Origin of the sequence: Nonomuraea sp. MTCD27 (assembly GCF_041950495.1) — a bacterium.
Lineage (GTDB): Bacteria > Actinomycetota > Actinomycetes > Streptosporangiales > Streptosporangiaceae > Nonomuraea.
Genome location: NZ_JBGNUW010000003.1, coordinates 320,583 through 342,188 on the forward strand (window position 1 = coordinate 320,583; position 21,606 = coordinate 342,188).

Here is a 21,606-nt window from a genome sequence, read left to right on the forward strand (position 1 = left end):
TGCGCCGTCCGCCCGCCGGAGGCAGGTCATGAAGTCCACCAGGGTCGTCGTCACCGGGTCCGCGAGCGGGATCCGGCGCGTGCCGGGCTGACGGGCGTGTGCATGGGCGTGGGCACGGGCATGGGCGCGGCGCGGACGTTCCTGCTCTGGACGTTCCTGCGGGCCATGTCCCACCGGGGCTACGTGCTCGCCTCCAGCCTCTACTTCGTCGTCGTCGCCCGGCTCTCCGCCGGAGAGCTGATCCTTCTCGGCACGGTCGTGGCCGCCACGATGCTGGTCTCCGACATCCCCGCGGGCGCCTGGTCGGACACCGTCAGCCGCCGGTGGTCGCTGGTCGCCGGGCACGGGCTGCTGGCCGCCGGCATGGTGATGACCGGCTTCGTGACCGCCTTCCCGTGGATCGTGGTGACGCAGGTGCTGTGGGGGCTGGGCTGGGCGCTGTCGGCCGGCGCCGACGTCGCGTGGCTCACCGACGAGCTCACCGGGCCGGACCGCGCCGCCGGTCGGCCCGCCGGCGACCCTGCCCGGCGGCCCGCCGGCGACCCCGCCGGGCGGCCCGCCGGCGACCCCGCCGGGCCGGACGGGATCGCGCGGGTGCTGGCCGCCGCGGCTCGCTGGGAGCTGGCCGGTGGGGCGGCGGGGATGGTGGTGTTCGGGGTGCTCGGCTGGGCGGCCGGTCTGTGGGTGGCGATCGTCGTCTCGGGCGCGGGCGTCGCGCTGGCCGGCCTGTACGTCGCCGCCCGCTTCACCGAGCGCGGCTTCACCCCCGTGACCCACCGCCGGCGGGCCGCCTCGCTGTCGACCCTCCGGCGCGGTCTCGCCCTCGCCCGCCGGGACCGCGAGATCCGGCTCGTGCTCGCCGCCACGATGATCGTCAACGGGGCCACGATGATCACCTGGATCTTCCCCAGGCAGCTCGTCGCCCTCGGATTCCCGGCCGGCGATCCCACGCTCTGGTACACGGGTCTCGGGATCCTCGCCTCGCTGGCCGGGGTCGTCGCGCTGCGGGCCGTCGAGGGCCGGATCGGCGGCGCGGGCGTCGTACGACGGGCCTACGTGCTCGCCTGCCTCGCCGGCGTGCTGGGCCTGCTCGTGCTCGCCTGGGCGCCGGTCGCGCTGCTCGGCGGGCTCGGCATGCTGCTCGTGACCGGGATCTGCGACCCCCTCACCCGGGTCGCGAGCGTGGTCTGGGTCAACCGGCGCACCACGAGCGACGTGCGGGCCACCGTGCAGTCGTTCCTCTCGCAGGCCGAGACCGGCGGCGAGATCGTCGGCGGGCTGGCGCTGGCCGCCCTCGCCCAGAGCGCCGGCCCGGTCACCGCCCTGCTGGCCGCGGGCCTGCTCATCGCCTGCGCGGGCGCCGTGATCGGTCCGCGGGCATCGAGGCGCCCTTCGACGCCGGACGGGCTAGGGTGAGCCCCGAAGGGAGGGGGTCCATGCGCACCAGGCTGCCCGCCGCGCTGCTCCTCCTCCTGTCCTGGTTCCTGCCGGCCGCCGCCCACGCGCAGACGGTCCAGCAGGTGACCGCCGCGCAGACCGCGACCTGGCGGGCCGAGCAGCAACATTCCGGGGTGCGGCAGGTCCCGCACCCGGCCCCCGCCGTACGCGCCTGGGCCGGCCCGAACACCGTGACCGGCGCGGCCGCCGCGCCCGGGTCCGGGTTGCCCGGCTTCCGGTCCCCGTGGGCCGTCCTCGTCCCCGACCGGGGCGCCGACGCCCCCGAGGCCCGCAGGCCGCCCGCCGCGGCGGCGCGGGCGCCTCCCTCCACAGTGCGCTGAAGATCCCTTTTCCGCACTTCCGAGCCTGTGGAGGCTTCCATGTTCCGTGCGCCGTTCTGGCGTGCGGTGGCGGCGTGTGCCGTCATCGCGATCTCATTAGCGATCACCCTTACCGCCGCCCCGCGCCTGGGCCTCGACCTGCGCGGCGGCACCCAGCTCGTCTTCGAGACGAGGGACTCGCCGACCGTCGGGGCCGACGCCGCCGCCACCGACCGGGCGCTCGACGTGCTGCGCCGGCGGGCGGACGCGCTCGGCGTGGTCGACCCCACCCTGGTCCGCTCCGGCGAGCGGCGGATCATCGTCGAGCTGCCCGGCGTGCTCGACCCGCGGCAGGCGGCCGAGGTCATCGGCCGTACCGCGCAGCTCGCCTTCCACCCCGTGCTCGGCGCGGCCGAGCCGGGCGACCGGTCGGCGTTCCGCGACGAGAACGGCGGCCTGCTGAAGCTCGGGCCCGCGGCCATCACCGGCGACGGGGTGAGCGACGCCGCCGAGCGGAGCGACCCCCAGCGCGGCCCCGGCTGGTGGGTGAGCATCGACTTCCGTGATGAGGGGGCCTGGCAGCGGCTGACCGGGGAGGCGGCCTGCCAACCTCCAGACGACCCGCGGCGCAGGGTCGCCATCGTGCTCGACAAGGAGGTCATCTCCTCGCCGCCGCTCGATCCGTCCGTGCCCTGCCGTACCGGGATCCCGGGCGGCAGCGCCGACATCACCGGCTCGTTCACGCACGAGGAGGCGCGCGACCTGGCCGTGCTGATCAAGGGCGGCGCGCTGCCGGTGCCGCTCCAGCTCGTCGAGCAGCGGACGGTCGGCCCGACGCTCGGCGCGGCGGCCATCGACGCCAGCGCCAGGGCGGCGGTCGCCGGGCTGGTCCTGACCGCCGTCTTCATCGTGGCCGCCTACCGCCTGGCCGGGCTGCTGTCGGTGCTCGCGCTGGCCTGCTACGGCCTGATCTCGTACGCGGCGCTGGTGGCGATGGGCGCGACCTTCACGCTGCCGGGGCTGGCCGGGTTCGTGCTGGCCATCGGCATGGCGATCGACGCCAACGTGCTGGTCTTCGAGCGGGCCAGGGAGGAGTACCAGCAGGCGCCCCGCCGCGGGCTGCGGGCGGCGCTCGACCGGGGCTTCCGGAACGCCTGGAGCGCGATCGCCGACTCCAACGTCACCACCCTTATCGCCGCCGGGCTGCTGTTCTGGCTGGCCTCGGGCCCGGTCAAGGGCTTCGGCGTGACCCTGGCCGTCGGCGTGCTCGCCTCGCTCGTCTCGGCCCTGCTCATCACCCGCGTGCTCGTCCAGGCCGTCATCGGCCGGATCCGGCCGCGCGTGTCGGGGCTCGGCTCGGCCGGGACCGTCCGGACGTGGCTGGCGGGCCGGAACCCGCAGCTCATGCGGGCCGGGAAGGTGTGGCTGGGGATCGCGGGCGGGCTGGCGGCGGTGGCCGTGGCCGGGCTGGTCGCCCGCGGCCTGAACTTCGGCGTCGAGTTCACCGGCGGGCGGCTGGTCGAGTTCGCCACCTCCAGGCCGATCTCGGCCGACGCCGCCGGGCAGGCGGTGGCGCGGGCCGGGTTCCCGACGGCGGTGGTGCAGGCGGGCGACGACGGGGTCTCGGTACGCGCCACGCGGCTCGGCATCGAGGACGTGGCCGGGATCGAGCGGGCGCTCGAAGGCCAGGCGGGCGAGGTGACCAAGCGGCGCGAGGAGTTCATCGGCCCGAGCCTGGGCGAGGAGCTGCGCCGCAACGCCCTCGTCGCGCTCGGCGTGGCCGTGGCGATGCAGCTGGTGTACCTGGCGGCCAGGTTCCGGTGGACGTTCGGCGTGGCGGCCGTGCTGGCCCTGCTGGTGGACGTGGCCGTGGTGGCGGGGCTGTTCGCGTGGCTGGGCAAGCCGGTCGGCGGCGTGTTCCTGGCCGCGACGCTGACCGTCGTCGGCTACTCGGTCAACGACAAGGTGGTGGTGTTCGACCGGGTCAGGGAGTTGTGGACGGCCCGCGTGCCGTTCGCGGCGGCGGTCGACGGGGCGATCCTGCAGACGCTGCCGCGTACCGTCAACACCGGGCTCGGGGCGCTGTTCATCCTGCTCGCGCTGATGGCCTTCGGGGGCGACTCGCTGCGTGACTTCGCGCTGGCGCTGGTGGCCGGGATCGTGACGGGCACGTTGTCGTCGGCCTTCGTGGCCGGGCCGGCGGCGATCCTGCTCGGCAGGTTCGACCGGCGCCCCCCGCCCGCGTCCGCGAAGCCGCAGGTGCCGCGGGGCGCGGTGGTGTGATGGCACCCGGCCCGAGCTCCGGACCGGGCCCCGGCGTCCCTGGCCGGCGGCGCGCATCCCGGGCCGTGATCAGGGAACAGGTCCGGCATGGAGGTGCTGAGCAGCCGCGTGCTGCTGCGCCCGGGTGACCCCGCGCGCAGCCGCCGCTTCTACGCCGAGACCCTCGGCCTGGCCGTCTATCGCGAGTTCGGCCCGCCCGACCATCCGGGCGTGGTCTTCTTCCTCGGGCAGGGCTTCCTGGAGCTCTCCGGGGCCGCGCGGGACGGTGCCGGGCCGGGGGTCTCGCTCTGGCTGCAGGTACGCGACGTGGCGCGCGAGGAGGAGCGGCTGCGGGCGGCGGGCGTCACCGTGCTGCGCGAGGCCCGCCTGGAGCCGTGGGGGCTGGTCGAGCTGTGGATCGCCGATCCCGACGGCCACCGCATCGTCCTGGTGCAGGTCCCGCCCGATCACCCCTTGCGCCGCGACACCCGCTGACCGCCGCGGACGGGGGTCACCAGGTCCACATCCCCACCCGTACCGGGACCCCGGAGGAGGCGTGCACGACGGGAGGGCCCTGCGGGGCGGGCAGGCCGGCGGCCTGGACCAGGTCCTGGTCGAGGCGGGTGAGCTCGGCCCGGCGCAGCGGCCAGGGCGGGTGCTCCACCCGCGCCCGGGCCGTCCGGCCCGCCACGACCGTGAACAGCCGGTAGCGGGCGGTCAGGAACAGCGCCAGCTCGTCCACCTCGCCGGCCGGCAGCAGCGGGCCCGTCGCCACCTCCGCGTCGCACCGGGCCCCGTTCCCATGACGCCGGCACCTGTACCGGACGCGGCCCCCGCCCACCCGCACCGACATGTCGGACCAGAAGTACGGCAGCCAGAAGCCCGCCCGGCCGCCCAGCGCCGCAGTCAGGCGCCCGGCGTCCAGCGACAGGAACCAGATCCCGCGGCGGCCCAGATCGTCGCGTACGTACGTCCGCACGTTCGTCTCCGGGAACCTCGACAACCACGGCACGGCGGGCAGGCCGGGCACCCGCACCCCCTCCATGAGGAACGGCGTCAGCCCCACCCAGGCGGACCCGTCGAAGGTCTCGACCGTGAGCGAGCCCGGCACCAGCGCCTGCACGACGGCCGGCGGACAACGCCAGTGGAGGAAGGTGATCTCCGACCACTGGTGGTACATCACCGGCCGGGCGACGTGAAGAGACGATGGCGCTCGCACACCCCGGCCCCTGCCCCCGGCGGCGCCCGGCATTCTGCCCGGGCGGCAAGCGGCGTACTGACGAGTTCCGTAAGCTTTCATGACACGAGCGGAGCGCAAGGAGGATCATGCCCCCCAAGATCACCACTGCCCTGGCCGTGGCCGCGTCCATCGCCCTCACCCCCGTCGCCGCCCACCTGACCGCCACGGGCGCGTCCGCCGCGGCCAAGCCCAACCTGCGCGCCTGCTACGACGGCAGGTGCGAGCTCACCCTCACCAAGAGCGTGTCGTTCCGGGTCAGCCCCCGCTTCGGCATCACCAGGCTGGCCATCGCCTTCACCGCCGGCACCGTGCGCGTGAAGGGCACCGGGCCGGGCGTGATGTCGCAGGCGCAGCTCGGCGAGGGCACGTCGGGGTCGGTCAACGGCATCGGCGTGCGCGTGGTCTCGCTGTCCTCGGGGAAGGCGGTGCTGCGCCTGGCTCCCGGGCGGTGATCAGGGCCTCCCGTCCGGGTGCGTGAAGGCGTCCCGCAGGAGGAGCACCGCGATGTCGTCCGTACGCCGCTCGATGGTGGCGGATTCGACGAGTGACTCCGCCAGACGGTGCAAGGGCTGCCCGGGCGTCGGGGCGAAGCGGGCGGCCAGGGCGGCGATGGCGTCGCCCAGGTCGAGCCCCGGCTCCTCGATGAGGCCGTCGGTGTAGAGGGCCATCACCGAGCCGGGTGGAAGGGACAGGTCCGTGGTCGCGTACTCGGCGTCGGGGTCGATGCCGAGCAGCAGGCCGGGGGAGGTGTCGATGACCCGGCCGGGGCCGCCGGGCGGGCCCAGCACCGGCGGCAGGTGCCCCGCGCTGGCCAGGCACGCGGCGTGCCGGCGCAGGTCGAAGCTGACGTACAGGCAGCTCGTGAAGCGGTCGGGGGCCAGCTCGGTGAGCAGCCGGTTGGTGTGCGCCAGCACGTCGCCGGGGGAGGCCCCCGCGGTGGCGTGGGCGCGGATGGCCGTCCGCACCTGCCCCATGAGCGCGGCGGCGGTCACGTCGTGGCCCTGCACGTCGCCGATGACCGCCGCGGCCATGGTGTCGCTGAGGCGGATCAGGTCGTAGAAGTCGCCGCCGATGTCCATGCCGGGGGTGGCGGGCAGGTATGTGGCGGCGACGTCCAGGCCGGGGATCTGGGGCAGGGTGTGCGGCAGCAGGCTGGACTGCAGGCACTGGGCGAGCTGGTGCTTGACGTCGTAGAGGCGGGCGCGCTCGAACGCCTGGGCGATCAGCCCGGCCAGCGCGGTGAGCGTGGCGCGCTCGTCGGTCCTGAACTCGTGCGGGCGGTCGTAGGCGAGGATGCAGGTGCCGATCGGCCGGCCCGAGGTCACCAGCGGCAGGAACGCCCAGGCGCACATGTCGTCGGAGCGGAGGGCGTCCGGGTAGGTGGCGCGCAGCTCGTCCCAGGTCGAGAAGAACGCCGGCTTGCCCGCGTCGAACGCCCGGCCGGCGGGGATCGCCGGGATGGCCGGGCGGCCGTCGAACTCGTCGATGGCCCGCCGGCTGTAACCGCGCGAGGCGGCGACCCGCAGCCGGCCGCCCTTCGAGGTGAGGATGGCCAGCGCCTGCACGTCGTAGACGGGCATGACGTGGTCGGCGACCAGGTCGATCACCTCCTGGGCGGTCACCGCCCGCGCGAGTGTGGTGGCCAGCTGCAGGATCTCGTGCACCGCGATGACCTTCGGCCCCTCGGGCGCGTCCGGTGCGGGGGCGCGCGACGCGGTGCCGGGGGAGATGCGCACGGTGATGCCGGTCAGCCCGGGATACATCCAGAAGGTGAGCTGCCGGCCCACGGGGTTGCGGGCGACGAAGTGGGTGACCTGCCGGCCCAGGACCGCGGCCCGGTAGCGGTCCTCGTACGACGGGTCGGCCAGCCACGGCAGCATCTCCCACGGGCGCCGGCCGATCAGCTCGGACGGGCTGCTGACGAGCAGGTCGGCGGCCGGCGCGCTGAGGAGGGTCACGCACCCGTCCACGTCCAGCGCCAGATAGCCCTCGGGCAGGCGGTTGAGGCATTCGAGCGCCACGAGGTCGGCCCTCGGGTCCCCCTCGGGCGTGCGGCGCGGGCCGAGGATGCGGGGCCGGGGCTCGGCGGCGATCGGCCGGCCGCGCTCGGCCGCCCGACACAGCACGTGGCCGAGCGCGGCGCAGGCCTCGTTGATGATGTCGATCTGGCGGGGGGTGAGCTCCGACACGTGGCCGGACGGCCACAGCAGCAGGACCCCGCCCCAGACGGCGCCCGCGGCGCAGATGGGGGACAGGGCCGCCGCGAAGTGGTACGGCAGGGCCAGCGCCGACCCCGGGAACTCGTTGGCCAGGTGCTCGCGACCGGAGAGCCAGATCAGCCGCTCCTCGCGGACCGCCGCGGCGATCGGCACCGGGTCCTGCTTCCTGACCCTGGCCCACGCCCTGGCGACGGGCGCCGGCATGCCGATCTCGGCCGCCATGTGCAGGACCTCGCCGTGCGCCTCCAGGAGGTACAGGGCGCCTATGTGGGCTCCGGAGCTGCTGACGGCTTCGACCAGCAGCGTGTCGAGGCGGGACGACTCGCTCGCCGCGCCGGGGATCAGCGTGTCCTCGTCCCGCACCGCCTCAGCACGCTCCGCTCACGCGACGTGAGCGCCATCGGCATCCGAAACCTCCCATATGGGCAGAATACACGCATTAGTGTAGTGAATTAGTTACGTTCCGCTTATTTCCACACAGCCTATGGGGCGGTGGCGGGCCCCCCGGGCTCCGGCTCGGGCAGGTCCAGCGCGCGGCCGAGCATCAGGTGCATGTGCGCGCGGAACCGCCCGAGCTGGCGGACGTCCTCGACACCGCACCGGTGGCCGGTCCCGTCGAGCACCCCGCTCAGCGCGAACCCGTGGATGCACCAGATCAGCGTGTACGTGGTGTGCAGCGGGTCGGCGCCGGCCGGGCGGGCGACCGTGGCGACGCTGTCGACGGCGAACTGGATGAGCGGCTGCGTGCTGTTGTCCTCCACGTCGGCGATGTCGCTGGCGTCGGACAACCAGCGGTGCATCCACAGGGCGGGCGCCTCCGGATGCGCCACGCACATGTCGAGGTACTCGTCGATGAACCGGTGCAGCGCCTCCGGCCGCCGCTCGGGCGGCGCGTTCAGCAGCTCACCGGCCCCCGCCTCGACGACGCACCCCAGGAGACCGCGGGCCTGCTCCATGACCTCCAGGTAGATCTCACGCTTGGTGGCGAAGTGCACGTGGACGTCCGCCGGTTCCCTGCCCGCCGAGTCGGCGATCTGCGCGATGGAGGTGCCGTCGTAGCCGAGAGCGGCGAACAGCCTGGTGGCCGCCCGGACGATCGGCTCCCGGCCGTCTTCTGGAGACTCCATGGTCGTGACCATAGGCGCGAAGGGCCGCGGGGCCTATCACTCGACCGACAAAGCCGGGTAAAAACGCGCCCCGGCCGCAGGCGGCTGCGAAAGGTTCGGTATTGTGCCGAAAATTTCGACTACCGAGTGGAGCCGTCTTCATGGGGGGATCGCCGAGCCTGCCGGCCGGTCACTGGGTCACGACGTGGACGGCGATGCCCCAGCTCACCGAGCCCGGCAACATGCCGCCTCCGCCGTACGCCAAGGAGGGGCTGGTGCTGGCCGACACGACGCTGCGGCAGACCGTGCGGGTGTCGGCGGGCGGGCGGTGGGTGCGGCTGCGCCTGTCCAACGCGTTCGGCGGGGCGCCGCTGCCGATCACCCGCGTGGCGGTGGCGCTGCCGGAAGGCGGGGCGGCGGGGGTGAGCGCCATCCGGCCGGGCAGCTCCCGGCCCGTGACGTTCTCCGGCCGTACGTCGTTCGTCGTCCCGATGGGAGCGCACGCCGTGTCCGACCCGCTGGAGCTCGACCTGGCACCCGGCTCGGTCCTGACGGTGACGGTCCGTCTCGACCGGGGACAGCCCTCCTCCGAGCTCACCTCGCACCCCGGCTCCAGGACCACCTCCTACCTCGCCACCGGCGACCACGTGGACGCCTCCGACCTGCCCGATGCCACCGCCGTCGACCACTGGTACCTCCTCTCCGGCGTCGAGGTCCGGGCCGGGCGCGACACCGGGACGCTCGTCCTGCTCGGCGACTCCCTGACCGACGGCCGGGGATCCACCACCAACGGCAACGACCGCTGGCCGGACCGGCTCTTCGACCGGCTCCCGGGCGGGGTCGCCGTCGCGAACCAGGGGGCGGGCGGCAACCGGGTGCTCGACGACGGGCTCGGCCCGAGCGCCCTGGCCCGGCTGGACCGCGACGTCCTCGCCCAGCCGGCCGCCCGGTGGCTCCTGGTCTTCGAGGGCGTCAACGACCTCGGCACCGCCGAGCCCACCCGGGACGCCCAGGAACGCACCGCCGCCGACCTCATCGCCGCCTACGAGCAGATCATCGTCCGGGCCCAGGCACGCGACCTCCTGGTGTACGGCGCCACCCTGACCCCCTTCGGCGGCCACGACCCGTACGACGACCCCCACGGCTTCCGGGAGTCGGCCCGGCAGGCGGTCAACGCCTGGATCCGCACGGCGGGGCGGTACGACGCGGTGATCGACTTCGACCGCGCCGTCCTGGACCCGGCCGCGCCGGGGCGGCTCTCGGCCGCGTACGACGGGGGCGACCACCTGCACCTGAGCCCCGCCGGCTACCACGCCCTCGCCACAGCCGTGCCCGCGACGCTCTTCACCTGACCCGCCCTCCGGCCGCCCCGCGCCAGCCCCGCCGCTTCGGGAACGCCGCACACCCGGCGCCCGCGTACGGCGCCCGCGCACGGGACGGGTGGAGGCGTGCCCGGGGTCAGATCTGGATGTAGTCGATGTCCAGCAGGTGGGCGAGGGCCTTCAGCTCGGCGCCGCGGTGGCCGGTGCCGAGCGCCCAGTGGTGGGACATGCCGGTGGCACTCCAGTCGTCGGTCCACTCGCCGGGATCCCGCCCGAAGTCGACGCGGCTGGTCGTGTTGCCGATCCGCAGGTGCGGGCCGTCCACCGTCTCGCCCTCCGAGGCCAGGAAGGCGAACTCGCCGCCGCGGCGCTGGATGATGCCGAACGCGGTGACCGGGCCGTGCCGGACGTCGAACTCGACGGAGACGCCCCAGCCCCGCTTGCCGTGGTAGACGCCCAGACCGCGCAGGAGCGGCTTGCGGGCGCTGATGGCCAGGTGGGCGGGCCCGTCGTGGCCCATCTCGACGTGGCCGCGCAGGAAGTCGAGCGCCTGGAACTCGGTGAAGGAGCCGCCCGCGCCCAGGCGGTCCATGATGAGCATGGCCAGGCTGGTGCGGAGCTCGTACTCGCCGGCGGCGGGGATGCCGCGGGCGGTGAGCAGGGAGGCGCCGAGGATCATGCCGGCGCCGAGCCGCTCGTGCGTCTCGCCGTCCAGGCCGCGGTGGTAGTAGGCGAGGCTGTCCAGGTCGAAGTCGGCCACCAGCCGGTCGAGGCCGACGGCGACGCGGCAGGCCCAGTCGAGGTCGGTCTCGTTGACGCTGTCGGCGAAGTCGAAGATCTTCTCGGTCTCGGCGCGCTTGTCGGCGGCCTCGGCGTCGGTGACCCGCTCCACGCGCACCCGAAGGTCGTCGAACTCCAGCACCTCCACGTGCCCGCCGAAGTTGGCCGGCACCAGCGTGAGGTCGGTGGAGACGTCCAGCATGCCCGGGTAGAGGTGGCCCATCAGGCCGTGCCGGCCGTGCCGCAACACCGCCCGGGCGGCCGCCGCGCGTACCCAGCCGCCGATCTTCGTCCAGGCGCGCTCGTCCTCCAGGTAGCCCGACACCGAGCGGAACGGGATGCCGCAGCGCTGGAAGGCGTTGGCCATCTCCGGCAGCGGGCAGGCGCCGCAGTAGGCCAGCCACTGGCCGGTGTCGAACGTCTCGTGGTCCATCGACTCGGTCGGCTGCAGGTTGATCAGCAGGACGGGCGCGCCGCTGCGCTGCGCGATCGGGACGAGCATGGTGGCGGTCATGTACGTGGTCAGGAAGCCGACGATGAGGTCGCAGTCGGCGGCCCGCAATCGCTCGGCCGCGGCCGCGCCCTCCTGGGCGTCGGAGATGAAGCCGACGTCCACGATCTCCGCGTCGAGCTCCCGCATCCGCTCGGAGACGCGGGTGGCCGAGCGCTGGAGCTGGGGGAGGAGGTCGGGGAACTGGGGCCAGTAGGCGCCCAGCCCTCCGGCGACGAGCCCGACGCGTACCTTCCTGGTGTTCGCCATGGTGCAGCCCTTCGATGCGCGCATCGCAAAAAACGTTTTAGAACGAACGTCTGTTGGGACGGTAATTGGGGCGCGCTGGATCGTCAAGATCGGCCGGTCTTCGCCTTTATACGTTTTAACGAATCAGGGTGGCTCGCCGGGCCACGGACCCGGGGAAGGCGTCTACGCGTGCGCCGGTGGCACGGACGTGGACTCGCGGACCACGAGCCGGCACGGATGCGCGTGCCTGCCGGGTGCGGGGTCGCCGTTGATGGCGGCCAGCAGCATCTCGGCCGCCACCCGGCCGAGCCCTTCGAGGTCCATGTCGACGCTGGTCAGCGGCGGCTGGCTGGCCTCGGTCATGACGCCCCAGTTGTCGAACCCGACCAGCGCCACGTCCTGCGGCACCCGCCGCCCCACCGACCGCAGCGCCTCGGCCACACCCCGCGCGATCTGGTCGCTGCCGCAGAACACCGCGTCGAACTCCGTCCCACCGGCCAGCAGCATCCCCACCGCCTGCCGCCCCCAGACCTCGCTCCACGCCCCGAACAACGCCGGCCCGGCCGGCGAGAGCCCCGCCTCGGCGAGCCGGTCCGCGGCCGCGGCGGCGCGGACCTGGGCCGAGTAGTGGTGCTCGGGCCCGGTGACGTGCGCGATGCGGCCGCGGCCGACGGCCAGCAGGTGCTCGACGGCCTTGCGCGCGCCACCCGCCTCGTCGGGCACCACCGAGCAGTCGTCGGGATCGGTCGAGCTGATGAACGCGTACACCACCGGCACGGGCAGCGACGCGGCGATCGGGGCGCGGGCCTGGGTACGCCGGCCGGTCACGATGATGCCGTCCACCCGCCGCCCGATCAACGTCTTGACGTGATACTGCTCCCGGATCGGATCATCGCGCCCGTCACACAGGAACACCGACATCTGCCCCGCCCCCAGCGCGTCCTCCGCACCCATCAGCACCGGGATGCTGAACCGCCCGATCGTATCCGTGGTGATCATGCCCACCGTGTACGTACGCCCCGAATGCAGACTCCGCGCCCCCGCGTTCACCTCGAAGTTCAACTGCCGGGCCGCCTCCCGCACCCGCACCCGCGTCTCCTCCCGCAGCGAACCACGACCGTTGAGAGCCTTGGAGGCCGTGCCCACCGACACCCCCGCCAGCGCCGCGACGTCGGTGATCGTGGCGTGCCGCGCCGGCTTTCCCATCGCCTTCCTCCGCCCCGCTGCCCGAAGACCCGCTACCCGAAGCCCTGCCGCCCGAAGCCCTGCCGCCCGAAGCCCTGCTGCCCGAAGCCCTGCTGCCCGGAGACCCGCTGCTCGAATGAGCCACCCGGATGCGCCGCCCCTGCGAGTCTCCCACGCCGCTCAGGGACGGGCGGCCGAGTCGAGCAGCGGTGCCAGCTCGGTGACCACCGTCTCCAGCGGCCCGGCGTCCCGGCGTATCCGGGCCCACATGATCGCACCCTCCAGCGCGCTGATCATCAGCGTCGCCAGCGCGTCCGCCCGCCCCGCCGGCACGCCCATCCGCGCCAGCTCGGCCGCCACCGCGTGCCCCCAGCCCTCCAGCGCGGCGCGTACGTGCCCGTTGACCGCCGAGTCGCCGCCCGCCAGGTCGGCGGCCGTGGCCATCACGGGACAGCCGCGCTCGAACCCCCGGGCCGTGAACTCCGCCTTCCACCCCTCCACCATGTGGGCGAAGAGCCCGGCCGGCGTCGGGTCGTCGGTGGTGGCCGGGTAGGAGGCGGCGCGCCGCTCCGCGAACCCGCCCGCCCACTCCAGTGCCTCGCCCACCAGCTGGTCCTTGCCGCCGGGGAAGTAGTGCTGGAACGAGCCGCGGGGCGCGCCGGCGCGCGCGACCACGTCGCGGATGCCGGTCGCCGTCGCCCCCCGCGCCCGCAGCAGCTGGGCCGCGCTGTAGACCATGCGCTCTCTCGGACTCCACGTTTCGCTCTGCATGAGACGACACCCTCTTGCTCGATATGACGCTTGTCATAGTATGGAGCCCGTGGACGTGGGTTTCATCGGGCTCGGTGTCATGGGCCGGCCCATGGCGCTCAATCTGGCCAGGGCGGGCACGCCGCTCGTCGTCTGGAACCGTACCGCCGGGCGGGCCGGGCCGGTGCGGGCGGCCGGGGCGCGCGTCGCCGGCAGCCCCGGCGAGGTGTTCGAGCGGGCGCGGGTGGTGTTCCTCATGCTCTCCGGCGACGCGGCGATCGACGCGACGTTGGAGCGCGGCACGCCCCGCTTCGCGGCCCACGTCGCCGGGCGCGTGATCGTCCACATGGGCACGACCTCGCCCGAATACTCGCGCGCGCTCGAGGACGACGTGCGCGCGGCCGGGGGAGGTTACGTCGAGGCGCCCGTCTCCGGCTCGCGCAAGCCCGCCGAGGCGGGCCGGCTGGTGGGCATGCTGGCCGGGGACCCGGCGCTCACCGCCGAGGTGCGCCCGCTGCTGCGGCCCATGTGCCATGAGAGCGTCGACTGCGGGCCGGTGCCGAACGCGCTGCTCATGAAGCAGGCGGTCAACCTGTTCCTGATCACGATGGTCACCGGGCTCGCCGAGGCGGCGCACTTCGCCGACCGGCACGGCCTGGACATGCGGCGCTTCCTGGAGGTGCTCGACGCGGGGCCGATGGCCAGCAGCGTGTCACGGGTGAAGGCGCTCAAACTGCTCGCCCGCGACTTCGACGTGCAGGCGTCGATCTCCGACGTGCTGGAGAACAACTGCCGCCTGATCGCCGAGACGGCGCGCAAGACCGGCATCGCCTCGCCGCTGCTCGACGTCTGTCACGAGCTGTTCGGCGAGAGCGCGGCCCTCGGGCTCGGGGGGACGGACATGGTGGCGGTGATCCAGGCGATCGAGCGGCGCAGCGCCGGCCTCGCGTGAGCCGGCGTAGTTAGTACCGTCCGGTACGATCCGGGGCATGCCCGTACCCAAAGGCGCCTCCCTCGACCCGGCGCAGACCCGCGCCACCATCCTCGGCGCCGCCACCCGCCTGCTCTACGAGCGCGGCATCGACGGCATCGGCGTGGCCGAGCTGTGCGCGGCCGTCGGGGCGTCCAAGGAGACGCTGTACCGGCATTTCGGCTCCAAGGACGGGCTCGTCCAGGCGGTGCTGGAGGCGCGCAGCGACCGGGTCGTGCGGTGGCTGCGCGAGGCGGCGGACTCGGCGGGGGAGGACCCCGCCGAGCAGCTCGCCGCCGTCTTCGACGCGCTCGGCCGCTGGTACGCCGAGCCCGGCTTCCGCGGCTGCGCGATCGTCAACGCGGCCGCGCAGCGGCACGACGGCGGCCCGCGGGCCGTGGCCGCCCGCCACCTCGGCCGCCACCTCGACCTGCTGACCGGCATCGCCCGCCGGGCCGGCGCGGCCGACCCGGACCGGCTGGGCAAGCAGCTCCTGGCGCTGGTCGAGGGCGCGACCGTGCTCGCCGACCACTACGCCGGCACCGATGCCCAGAAAGGTGCCGATACCGGCGCCGCGGGCCTGGCCAAGCACGCCGCCCTCGCCCTCCTCCGCCAGGAGACCGCGCCGGCGTCATCGTGAGGCCGCCTCGCCGTGTTGGGGCCGTCAGCGGGGTGGCGGGAGGGTGTGCAGGTTGCGCGGCGTGACCGAGCGCGCCAGCCGGTACGCCGCCTCCGCGTTCACCAGCCCCGACCCGGTGGGCCCGTCGTAGCCGTCGCCGGCCACCTGCCCCATCGCGCTCTTGCCGTCCACCACGTCCCGCGCCGACGCCTTGAGCACGGCCTTGACGAGGGCGGGCGACAGCCCCGGCTGCGCCTGCTTGAGCAGCGCGCACACCCCGGCCACCTGGGGAGAGGCCGCGCTGGTGCCGCTGATCACGGCCCAGCCGTCGTTGGGCGCCGTGCCGTCCTTGGTGGGGTACCCGGTCCCGGCCAGGCTGGTGTCGATCTCGTCGCCCGGTTCGACGGGCAGCATGATGTAGATGGCCCGAGGGGTCTTGCCGACCAGGCCGCACACGTCGGGCACGTGCCGCCCGGCGTAGATGAGGCTGTCGAAGCTGCTGGCGTAGTCGGACGCCTCCAGTCTGAACTCCCCGTTGACCTGGGTCTCGTCCACGAACACGCCGCCGACGGAGATCACGTCCGGCATCATCCCCGGGAAGGCGACGTGCCCGTTGCCCGCGGAGAAGCAGACGGTGATGCCGCGCTCGCGTACCGCCTCGATGACCGCCATCTCCAGCGGGCGCAGGAAGTTCGGCAGCGTGGTCACGCCGGGCAGGTGGTAGCCCCAGCTGTTGGTCATGACGGCCGGCGCCAGGTCGGAGGCCGTCTTGAAGGCGAGCGTGGCGTTGGCGCCCATCTTGACGCCGACGAAGTCGACGTCGCGGGCGCTGGCGAAGATGTTCGCCGCCTCTGCGGTGCCGTGCCCGTGCTCGTCGTGCTGCACGGCGGTGGCGTCGGGGGCGAGGGTGGCGTTGTAGTTGTAGCCGTGGTGGTCGTAGAAGGGGTGCCGGTAGAAGCCGGTGTCGGGCATCGCGACCAGCACGCCGCGCCCGGTCACGCCACGGTCGTGCACCTGGTGCGAGCGCAGGAGGAGCGCGACGTCGTCGGGCACCCGCAGGTGGTGGTAGCCGACGCGGGGCGGGATCGGGGAGGCGAAGAAGCGCGGGGGCGGCTGCGGGTAGGCCCGCTCGATGTACGGCTCCAGGTCCGGCGGCATCGTGAACGGCTCGCCGCTCACGTGCGCCAGGTACGGCACCTGCGTGCCCGGGGTGGCGGTCACGTCCGGCGGCCGTCCCTCCAGGTCGGCCTGGCGCACCTCGACGTGCGTGCCGAACGTGCTCTCCCACAGCGACCTCGGGCCTTCCGCGCTGATCGAGAAGGTGCCGACGTGCCGCACGGTGAAGCCCTTGGCCTGCAGCGCGCCGGCGGTGCGCTCGGCGAGCCCCGGGGCCGGCTTCAACTGGTCGAGTCCGGCGTTCTGCGTCGCGGAGGATTCGGCGAACATCGAGGCGCCGCTGTCCGGCCGCAGGGCCGCCTCGAAGTAGACGGTGTCCTCGCGTCGCTCGGTCATCGTGGTCATGTCGCTCCTTTGCGAGATGAGACCAGAAATGGACGTCAAAGGGGGTGGAAGTCGGGTGGCTCCGCGAGGTGGACGGCGACCACGAGCTCGCTCAGCTCCCCGGGGACCTCCACCTGGGGCAGGCCGAACACCCGCTCCCAGACCTCCCTGGGCGCGCTCACGCTGGTCGTCGTCCCGATGTGGAGCACCTTGAAACCGAGGCGCGTCAGGGCGGCCGCCGCCTGCTGCTGCCTGCCAGGCGCCGCTTCGACCTCGGCCGAGAGAACGTCACCCTCAGCGGCCATGCCCCAAGGGTCGCCCGTCCGGGGCGCCCGCGACACAGGGAGCGACCCAGGGATTACCCCAGGGGCGGGTGCGGCCGGACGTGCCCCCGCCAGGGGCCGGGGCCGTTTGGCGGCCGGTCGGCGGGTAGGGGCGGGATCGGTGGGCGACCGGGGGGTGCACCATGCGGATCGAGGACTACGCGCTGATCGGCGACATGCACACCGCCGCCCTGGTGGGCCGGAACGGCTCGATCGACTGGCTGTGCCTGCCCCGCTTCGACTCGGCGGCCTGCTTCGCCGCGCTGCTCGGCGACGCGCAGGCGGGCCGCTGGCTGCTGGCCCCCGCCGACGGGCAGGCCAGGGCCGCCCGCCGTTACCGGGAGGGCACGCTCATCCTGGAGACCACGTGGGAGGCGGACGGCGGGAGCGTGCGGGTGCTCGACTTCATGCCGCCGCGCGTGGAGGCGCCCGACGTCGTACGGATCGTCGAGGGGGTGCGCGGCCGCGTCGAGATGCGTACGGAGCTGGCGCTGCGCTTCGACTACGGCAGCATCGTCCCCTGGACCCGCTACGACGGCGGGGAGCTGGCGGCCGTGGCCGGCCCCGACTCCGCCTGGCTGGCCTCCCCCGTCCCGCTCGACGAGCGCGACGGCACCACCGCCGCCCGCTTCGCCGTCTCGGAGGGCGACCGGCTGCCGTTCGTGCTGACCTGGCAGCAGTCCTGGTTGCCCCGTCCGGCCGGCGTGGACCCCTTCACCGCGCTGGACGACACCGAGCGCACGTGGACCGGCTGGCTGGACTGCTGCGCGTACCGGGGAGGGTACGGCGAGGCCGTGCGGCGCAGCCTGCTCACCCTCAAGGCCCTCACGTACGCCCCCACCGGCGGCCTGGTCGCCGCGGCCACCACCTCGCTGCCGGAGCTGCTCGGCGGCGCCCGCAACTGGGACTACCGCTACAGCTGGCTGCGCGACGCGGCGTTCACCCTGCGCGCCATGCTGGCGACCGGCTACGAGGAGGAGGCCAGGGCCTGGCGCGACTGGCTGCTGCGCGCGGTCGCGGGCGACCCGGGCGACCTGCAGATCATGTACACCCTCGACGGCACCCGCCGCATCCCCGAGTGGCGCGTCGAGTGGCTGGGCGGCTACGAGGGCTCACGGCCCGTACGCGTGGGCAACGCCGCGTACGCCCAGATCCAGCTCGACGTCTACGGCGAGGTGCTGGACTGCCTGTACCAGGGCAGGCAGTCCGGCCTCTACCACGACGACGACGCCTGGGACCTGCAGCGCTCCCTCATGGACTACCTGGAGGGCCACTGGCAGGAGCCCGACCACGGCCTGTGGGAGGTCCGCGGCCCCCGCCGCCACTTCGTCCACTCCAAGGTCCTGGCCTGGGTCGCCGCGGACCGCATGATCCGCACCGTCGAGGGGCGCGACCACGCCGGCCCCGCCGGCCGATGGCGGGCACTGCGGGACGAGATCCACCGCGAGGTGTGCGAGCGCGGCTACGACGCCGGCCGCAACACCTTCACCCAGTTCTACGGCTCGCAGGGGCTGGACGCGGCCCTGCTCCTCATCCCCAGGCTCGGCTTCCTGCCCCCGTCGGACCCGCGCGTGGCCGGCACCGTCGAGGCCGTGCGGCGCGAGCTCGGCCAGGACGGCCTGGTGCTGCGCCACCGCCACGACCTGGACAACCTCGACGAGCTCACCGGGGGCGAGGGCACGTTCCTGGCCTGCTCGTTCTGGCTGGCCGACGCGCTGGCGCTGCTCGGCCGCGGCGGCGAGGCGCGCGAGCTGTTCGAGCGGCTGCTGGACCTGCGCAACGACGTCGGGCTGCTCGCCGAGGAGTACGACACCCAGCGAGGCCGCCAGGTCGGCAACTTCCCGCAGGCCTACAGCCACGTGGCCGTGGTGAACACCGCCGCCGCGCTGGCGGGATGATTCGCGGCTTTTGCCACTGAACGATAACGATTACCTATGAAAGTCTCCTCCGGCTGTCCCCCTGTAAGCCCGCCCATGGAACGCTACGAGCGGCATGCACAGCGTCGGAATCGGGTGAGGATCGGGTGGGATCGACTACCGGGGGATCGTTCTGGCGGCGGCTCGGCCGGGTGACCGCCTCGGCCGCGGGAGCCACCGCCCTGGCCGTGGTCGTGGCGAGCTGCGGGCCCGCGGGGCAGCCGGAGCAGGGGGCTCCGGAGCCGCGCGAATCCTCCGCCGCGCCGCAGGAGCAGACACAGGCGGCGAGCCCGGCGGTCACGCCGCCCGAGGTGGACGAGGGCTGGCCCCGTTGGGGCTTCACGCACACGGGGATCAGCGCGAACAACATCACCCAGGAGTTCGAGCAGGACGTGGCCGGGTCGCTCGCCCGCACGCCGATGCTGCAGAACCAGCACATCATGGGCTTCGGCGCGCTGAACCCCGAGCCGTACCCGGGGCGGTACTTCTGGGAGGACCTCGACAGCCGGATGAACCTCATGCGGCTGTCCAAGGGCACGCCGATCATCACGCTGTGCTGTGCGCCCGACTGGATGAAGGGCGGCCCCGAGGGGCCCACCGAGGACTCCGCCTGGGCGGAGCACCTGGAGGACGCGCCCTACCCCGAGTACTTCGACGACTTCGCCAAGCTGTCGGCGGCGGTGGCCGCGCGGTACAAGGACGTCAAGTACTTCATGGTGTGGAACGAGTTCAAGGGCTTCTGGAAGGACCACTCCAAGCCGGCGGACTACAAGGGCTACACCGAGATGTACAACAAGGTCTACGACGCCGTTAAGGCGGTCCGGCCGGACGCCGAGATCGGCGGCCCGTACATCGGCTTCGACAGCAACCGGACGGGCGACTCGGAGCTGCGCGGCGACTGGGGGGTCGTCAACCAGAACGTCCTGGACGCCTTCAACTACTGGTTCGAGAACAAGAAGGGCGCCGACTTCATCGTGGTGGACGGCGCCTCGGTCACCGACGCGCACGAGCTGCTGCCGGACGAGTTCGGGGCGCTGACCAAGTTCTCCGCGGTCACCGAGTGGCTGCGGAAGAAGACCGACATGCCGGTCTGGTGGTCGGAGTGGTACTTCGTGCCCGAGGACGGAACCAAGTGGGCCGAGCCCAAGCGGCTCGCCGTGCAGGCCGCGTCGATGATGGAGTTCGCCCGCAGCGGCGCCGCCACCGCGCTCTACTGGAACCCGCAGGCCAAGGAGGGCGCCTGCCCGGCCTGCCTGTGGGCGCCGCGCACCGGGGACGAGACGGGTACGGGCCGTCTCGTGAGCGGCTTCGCCAAGTGGTTCCCGGCGGGGGCGCAGATCGAGGACGTCGCCTCCTCCGACCCGGCGGTCCGGGTGCTGGCACAGCCGGAGCAGCTGCTGCTGGTCAACACGACCGACGGCGAGGTCACCACGACCGTGGACGGCAAGGAGTTCACGCTCAAGGCGTACGAGATCAAGTGGAGCGGCCGCTGACCGGGTGACGGGTCCGTGGCCGGGCGCCGCCGACCCTTCACCCGATTTTTCGGGCGATCTTTCGAGGCTCGTCCCCACAAGTCCTGACTTCGGGGGAAGGGCGCCCTTTCGGCGTGGTACGCGCGGACGGGACCGGGCTGGTGTTCGCGATCAAGGACGCGGGCAGGTTCACCGCGCGGCTGCGCCGCCTGCCCGTGGGCGCGACGGTGCCGGCCGACGGCCCGTACGGTGCCTTCACCTGGGAGGCCCAGCTCGACGACCGGCCCGCCGTGCTGGTGGCGGGCGGGATCGGCGTCACCCCGTTCGTGCACCTGGCCCTGCGCCACCCGGACGCCACCCTCTTCCACGCCGCCCGCCACCGCGACGAGGCCCTTGTACGCCCGCGACCTCGTACGCCGCGTACTTCCTCTGCGGCGGCCCCGGGTTCGTGACGTCGATGGTCCGGGACCTGCGGGCGCACGGCGTTCCGGGGGGACCGGCTGCTCAGCGAGCGCTTCGAGTGGTGATCTCCGGGAAGGTCCGATGTGATCCATATCTCAGCCTTCGCCTGCTCCGGACCTGAGCCGTCGCGGCCCCTACGATGATCAACGATCATCCTGAGGGAGCGGGGTCCGTTGTCAGGCCAAGAACGTGTCCGGGCCGTACTGGAGAGCAGTCTCGCGCAGCGGGCCGTCATCCTGGTCATCGTCGTCAACGCCGTCACCATCGGCTGCGAGACCAGCGCGTACCTGATGGAGCGGGCCGGCGGCCTGCTGCACGCCATCGACCGGATCGCGCTGGCGGTCTTCACCGCCGAGATCGCCGCCCGCCTCTACGCCTACCGCGGGAAGTTCTTCACCGACCCCTGGAACTGGTTCGACAGCATCATCGTGGTCGTCGCGCTCATCCCGGCCTCCGGGCCGACGTCGGTGCTGCGCGCGCTGCGGATCCTGCGGGCGCTGCGGCTGGTCTCGGCCGTGCCCAGCATGCGGCGCGTGGTCGGGGCGCTGCTGGCGGCCGTGCCCGGGATGGCCTCCATCATCGGCCTGCTCGTCCTGATGATCTACATCGCGGCGGTCATCGCGACCAAGCTGTTCGGCGACATCGTGCCCGAGCGCTTCGACGAGCTGCCGCGCTCGCTGTTCACCCTCTTCCAGATCATGACCGGCGACGACTGGGGGAACGTCGCCCAGGAGGTCATGGAGGAGAAGCCGTGGGCGTGGATCTTCTTCATCGTCTACATCCTGATGTCCACATTCGTGGCCCTGAACCTGTTCATCGCGGTCGTGGTCAACGCCATGAACGACGTCGACCCCGCCGAGGCCGACCCGCGTACGGAGCTCGAATCGGTCAAGCAGGAGCTGGCGGCCGTGAACGCGAAGCTGGATCAGCTGCTCATGAGGGAGCGGCCGCCGGAACTCCGGTCCCGGGTCGATCGTTGACGCG

Annotated in this window: 19 protein-coding genes and 1 pseudogene; 12 read left to right on the top strand and 8 right to left on the bottom strand. The window is 73.4% G+C overall.

Features of this window, described 5'->3' with window-relative positions:
• The first annotated feature begins 102 nt into the window (after window positions 1–102).
• The 4 genes from ACBJ59_RS09550 (at window position 103) to ACBJ59_RS09565 (ending at window position 4,514) form a co-directional block, all read left to right on the top strand.
• Entirely contained in the window at window positions 103–1,416 is a 1,314-nt protein-coding gene (locus tag ACBJ59_RS09550; RefSeq protein ID WP_375109787.1) for an MFS transporter, read from the top strand.
• 20 nt (window positions 1,417–1,436) lie between these two features.
• On the top strand, window positions 1,437–1,778 hold the full coding sequence (locus ACBJ59_RS09555; RefSeq protein WP_375109788.1) for a hypothetical protein: 342 nt from the start codon (window positions 1,437–1,439) through the stop codon (window positions 1,776–1,778).
• Between the two features lie 39 nt (window positions 1,779–1,817).
• Window positions 1,818–4,040 (top strand): protein translocase subunit SecD, encoded by a 2,223-nt coding sequence (gene secD, locus ACBJ59_RS09560; protein ID WP_375109789.1) that lies wholly within the window; start codon window positions 1,818–1,820, stop codon window positions 4,038–4,040.
• A gap of 87 nt (window positions 4,041–4,127) precedes the next feature.
• Window positions 4,128–4,514 carry a VOC family protein gene (locus ACBJ59_RS09565; RefSeq protein WP_364125606.1) on the top strand — a complete coding sequence of 129 codons (387 nt, stop codon included), beginning with the start codon at window positions 4,128–4,130 and terminating at the stop codon, window positions 4,512–4,514.
• A 16-nt stretch (window positions 4,515–4,530) separates the two neighbouring features.
• On the opposite strand, the gene ACBJ59_RS09570 is transcribed toward ACBJ59_RS09565, so the two are convergent.
• Window positions 4,531–5,238: a DUF2071 domain-containing protein gene (locus ACBJ59_RS09570; RefSeq protein ID WP_364125609.1), complete on the bottom strand. Its 708-nt coding sequence runs from the start codon at window positions 5,236–5,238 to the stop codon at window positions 4,531–4,533.
• Between the two features lie 107 nt (window positions 5,239–5,345).
• On the opposite strand from ACBJ59_RS09570, the gene ACBJ59_RS09575 reads away from it, so the two are divergent.
• Window positions 5,346–5,711, top strand: a complete 366-nt coding sequence (locus tag ACBJ59_RS09575; protein WP_375109790.1) for a hypothetical protein — start codon at window positions 5,346–5,348, stop codon at window positions 5,709–5,711.
• Here the strand turns inward: ACBJ59_RS09575 and ACBJ59_RS09580 are convergent, their stop codons facing one another.
• Together ACBJ59_RS09580 and ACBJ59_RS09585 are read right to left on the bottom strand one after the other, a co-directional pair.
• The gene (locus ACBJ59_RS09580) at window positions 5,712–7,841 is read right to left on the bottom strand and encodes a SpoIIE family protein phosphatase (RefSeq protein ID WP_375109791.1); all 2,130 of its coding nucleotides are present in this window, start codon (window positions 7,839–7,841) and stop codon (window positions 5,712–5,714) included.
• A gap of 119 nt (window positions 7,842–7,960) precedes the next feature.
• Window positions 7,961–8,605: a TetR/AcrR family transcriptional regulator gene (locus ACBJ59_RS09585; protein ID WP_375109792.1), complete on the bottom strand. Its 645-nt coding sequence runs from the start codon at window positions 8,603–8,605 to the stop codon at window positions 7,961–7,963.
• Between the two features lie 140 nt (window positions 8,606–8,745).
• On the opposite strand from ACBJ59_RS09585, the gene ACBJ59_RS09590 reads away from it, so the two are divergent.
• On the top strand, window positions 8,746–9,936 hold the full coding sequence (locus ACBJ59_RS09590; RefSeq protein WP_375109793.1) for an SGNH/GDSL hydrolase family protein: 1,191 nt from the start codon (window positions 8,746–8,748) through the stop codon (window positions 9,934–9,936).
• Between the two features lie 106 nt (window positions 9,937–10,042).
• Here the strand turns inward: ACBJ59_RS09590 and ACBJ59_RS09595 are convergent, their stop codons facing one another.
• The 3 genes from ACBJ59_RS09595 to ACBJ59_RS09605 all read right to left on the bottom strand — a co-directional run bounded on the left by ACBJ59_RS09595 (window position 10,043) and on the right by ACBJ59_RS09605 (window position 13,381).
• Window positions 10,043–11,470: an arabinose isomerase gene (locus ACBJ59_RS09595; protein WP_375109794.1), complete on the bottom strand. Its 1,428-nt coding sequence runs from the start codon at window positions 11,468–11,470 to the stop codon at window positions 10,043–10,045.
• 138 nt (window positions 11,471–11,608) lie between these two features.
• Window positions 11,609–12,631, bottom strand: a complete 1,023-nt coding sequence (locus ACBJ59_RS09600; protein ID WP_375109795.1) for a LacI family DNA-binding transcriptional regulator — start codon at window positions 12,629–12,631, stop codon at window positions 11,609–11,611.
• 159 nt (window positions 12,632–12,790) lie between these two features.
• Window positions 12,791–13,381: a TetR/AcrR family transcriptional regulator gene (locus ACBJ59_RS09605; RefSeq protein ID WP_375109796.1), complete on the bottom strand. Its 591-nt coding sequence runs from the start codon at window positions 13,379–13,381 to the stop codon at window positions 12,791–12,793.
• 49 nt (window positions 13,382–13,430) lie between these two features.
• On the opposite strand from ACBJ59_RS09605, the gene ACBJ59_RS09610 reads away from it, so the two are divergent.
• Window positions 13,431–14,312, top strand: a complete 882-nt coding sequence (locus ACBJ59_RS09610; RefSeq protein WP_375109797.1) for an NAD(P)-dependent oxidoreductase — start codon at window positions 13,431–13,433, stop codon at window positions 14,310–14,312.
• A gap of 37 nt (window positions 14,313–14,349) precedes the next feature.
• The gene (locus ACBJ59_RS09615; protein WP_375109798.1) at window positions 14,350–14,970 is read left to right on the top strand and encodes a TetR/AcrR family transcriptional regulator; all 621 of its coding nucleotides are present in this window, start codon (window positions 14,350–14,352) and stop codon (window positions 14,968–14,970) included.
• Between the two features lie 24 nt (window positions 14,971–14,994).
• Here ACBJ59_RS09615 and ACBJ59_RS09620 read toward each other — a convergent pair whose 3' ends face one another.
• Complete coding sequence (locus ACBJ59_RS09620; protein WP_375109799.1) at window positions 14,995–16,470, bottom strand: S8 family serine peptidase; 1,476 nt, start codon at window positions 16,468–16,470, stop codon at window positions 14,995–14,997.
• Window positions 16,471–16,505: 35 nt separating this feature from the next.
• A complete protein-coding gene (locus tag ACBJ59_RS09625; RefSeq protein WP_375109800.1) occupies window positions 16,506–16,754 on the bottom strand; it encodes a hypothetical protein in 249 nt (82 codons plus the stop codon).
• 143 nt (window positions 16,755–16,897) lie between these two features.
• Between ACBJ59_RS09625 and ACBJ59_RS09630 the strand changes: the two are divergent.
• The 4 genes and pseudogenes from ACBJ59_RS09630 to ACBJ59_RS09645 all read left to right on the top strand — a co-directional run.
• A pseudogene (locus ACBJ59_RS09630) lies at window positions 16,898–18,670 on the top strand (glycoside hydrolase family 15 protein); the annotation flags it as partial.
• Window positions 18,671–18,795: 125 nt separating this feature from the next.
• Window positions 18,796–20,181 carry a xylan 1,4-beta-xylosidase gene (locus tag ACBJ59_RS09635; protein ID WP_375109801.1) on the top strand — a complete coding sequence of 462 codons (1,386 nt, stop codon included), beginning with the start codon at window positions 18,796–18,798 and terminating at the stop codon, window positions 20,179–20,181.
• Window positions 20,182–20,294: 113 nt separating this feature from the next.
• Entirely contained in the window at window positions 20,295–20,612 is a 318-nt protein-coding gene (locus ACBJ59_RS09640; RefSeq protein WP_375109802.1) for a hypothetical protein, read from the top strand.
• Between the two features lie 183 nt (window positions 20,613–20,795).
• Window positions 20,796–21,602 (top strand): ion transporter, encoded by an 807-nt coding sequence (locus ACBJ59_RS09645; protein WP_375109803.1) that lies wholly within the window; start codon window positions 20,796–20,798, stop codon window positions 21,600–21,602.
• Window positions 21,603–21,606 lie beyond the last annotated feature (4 nt).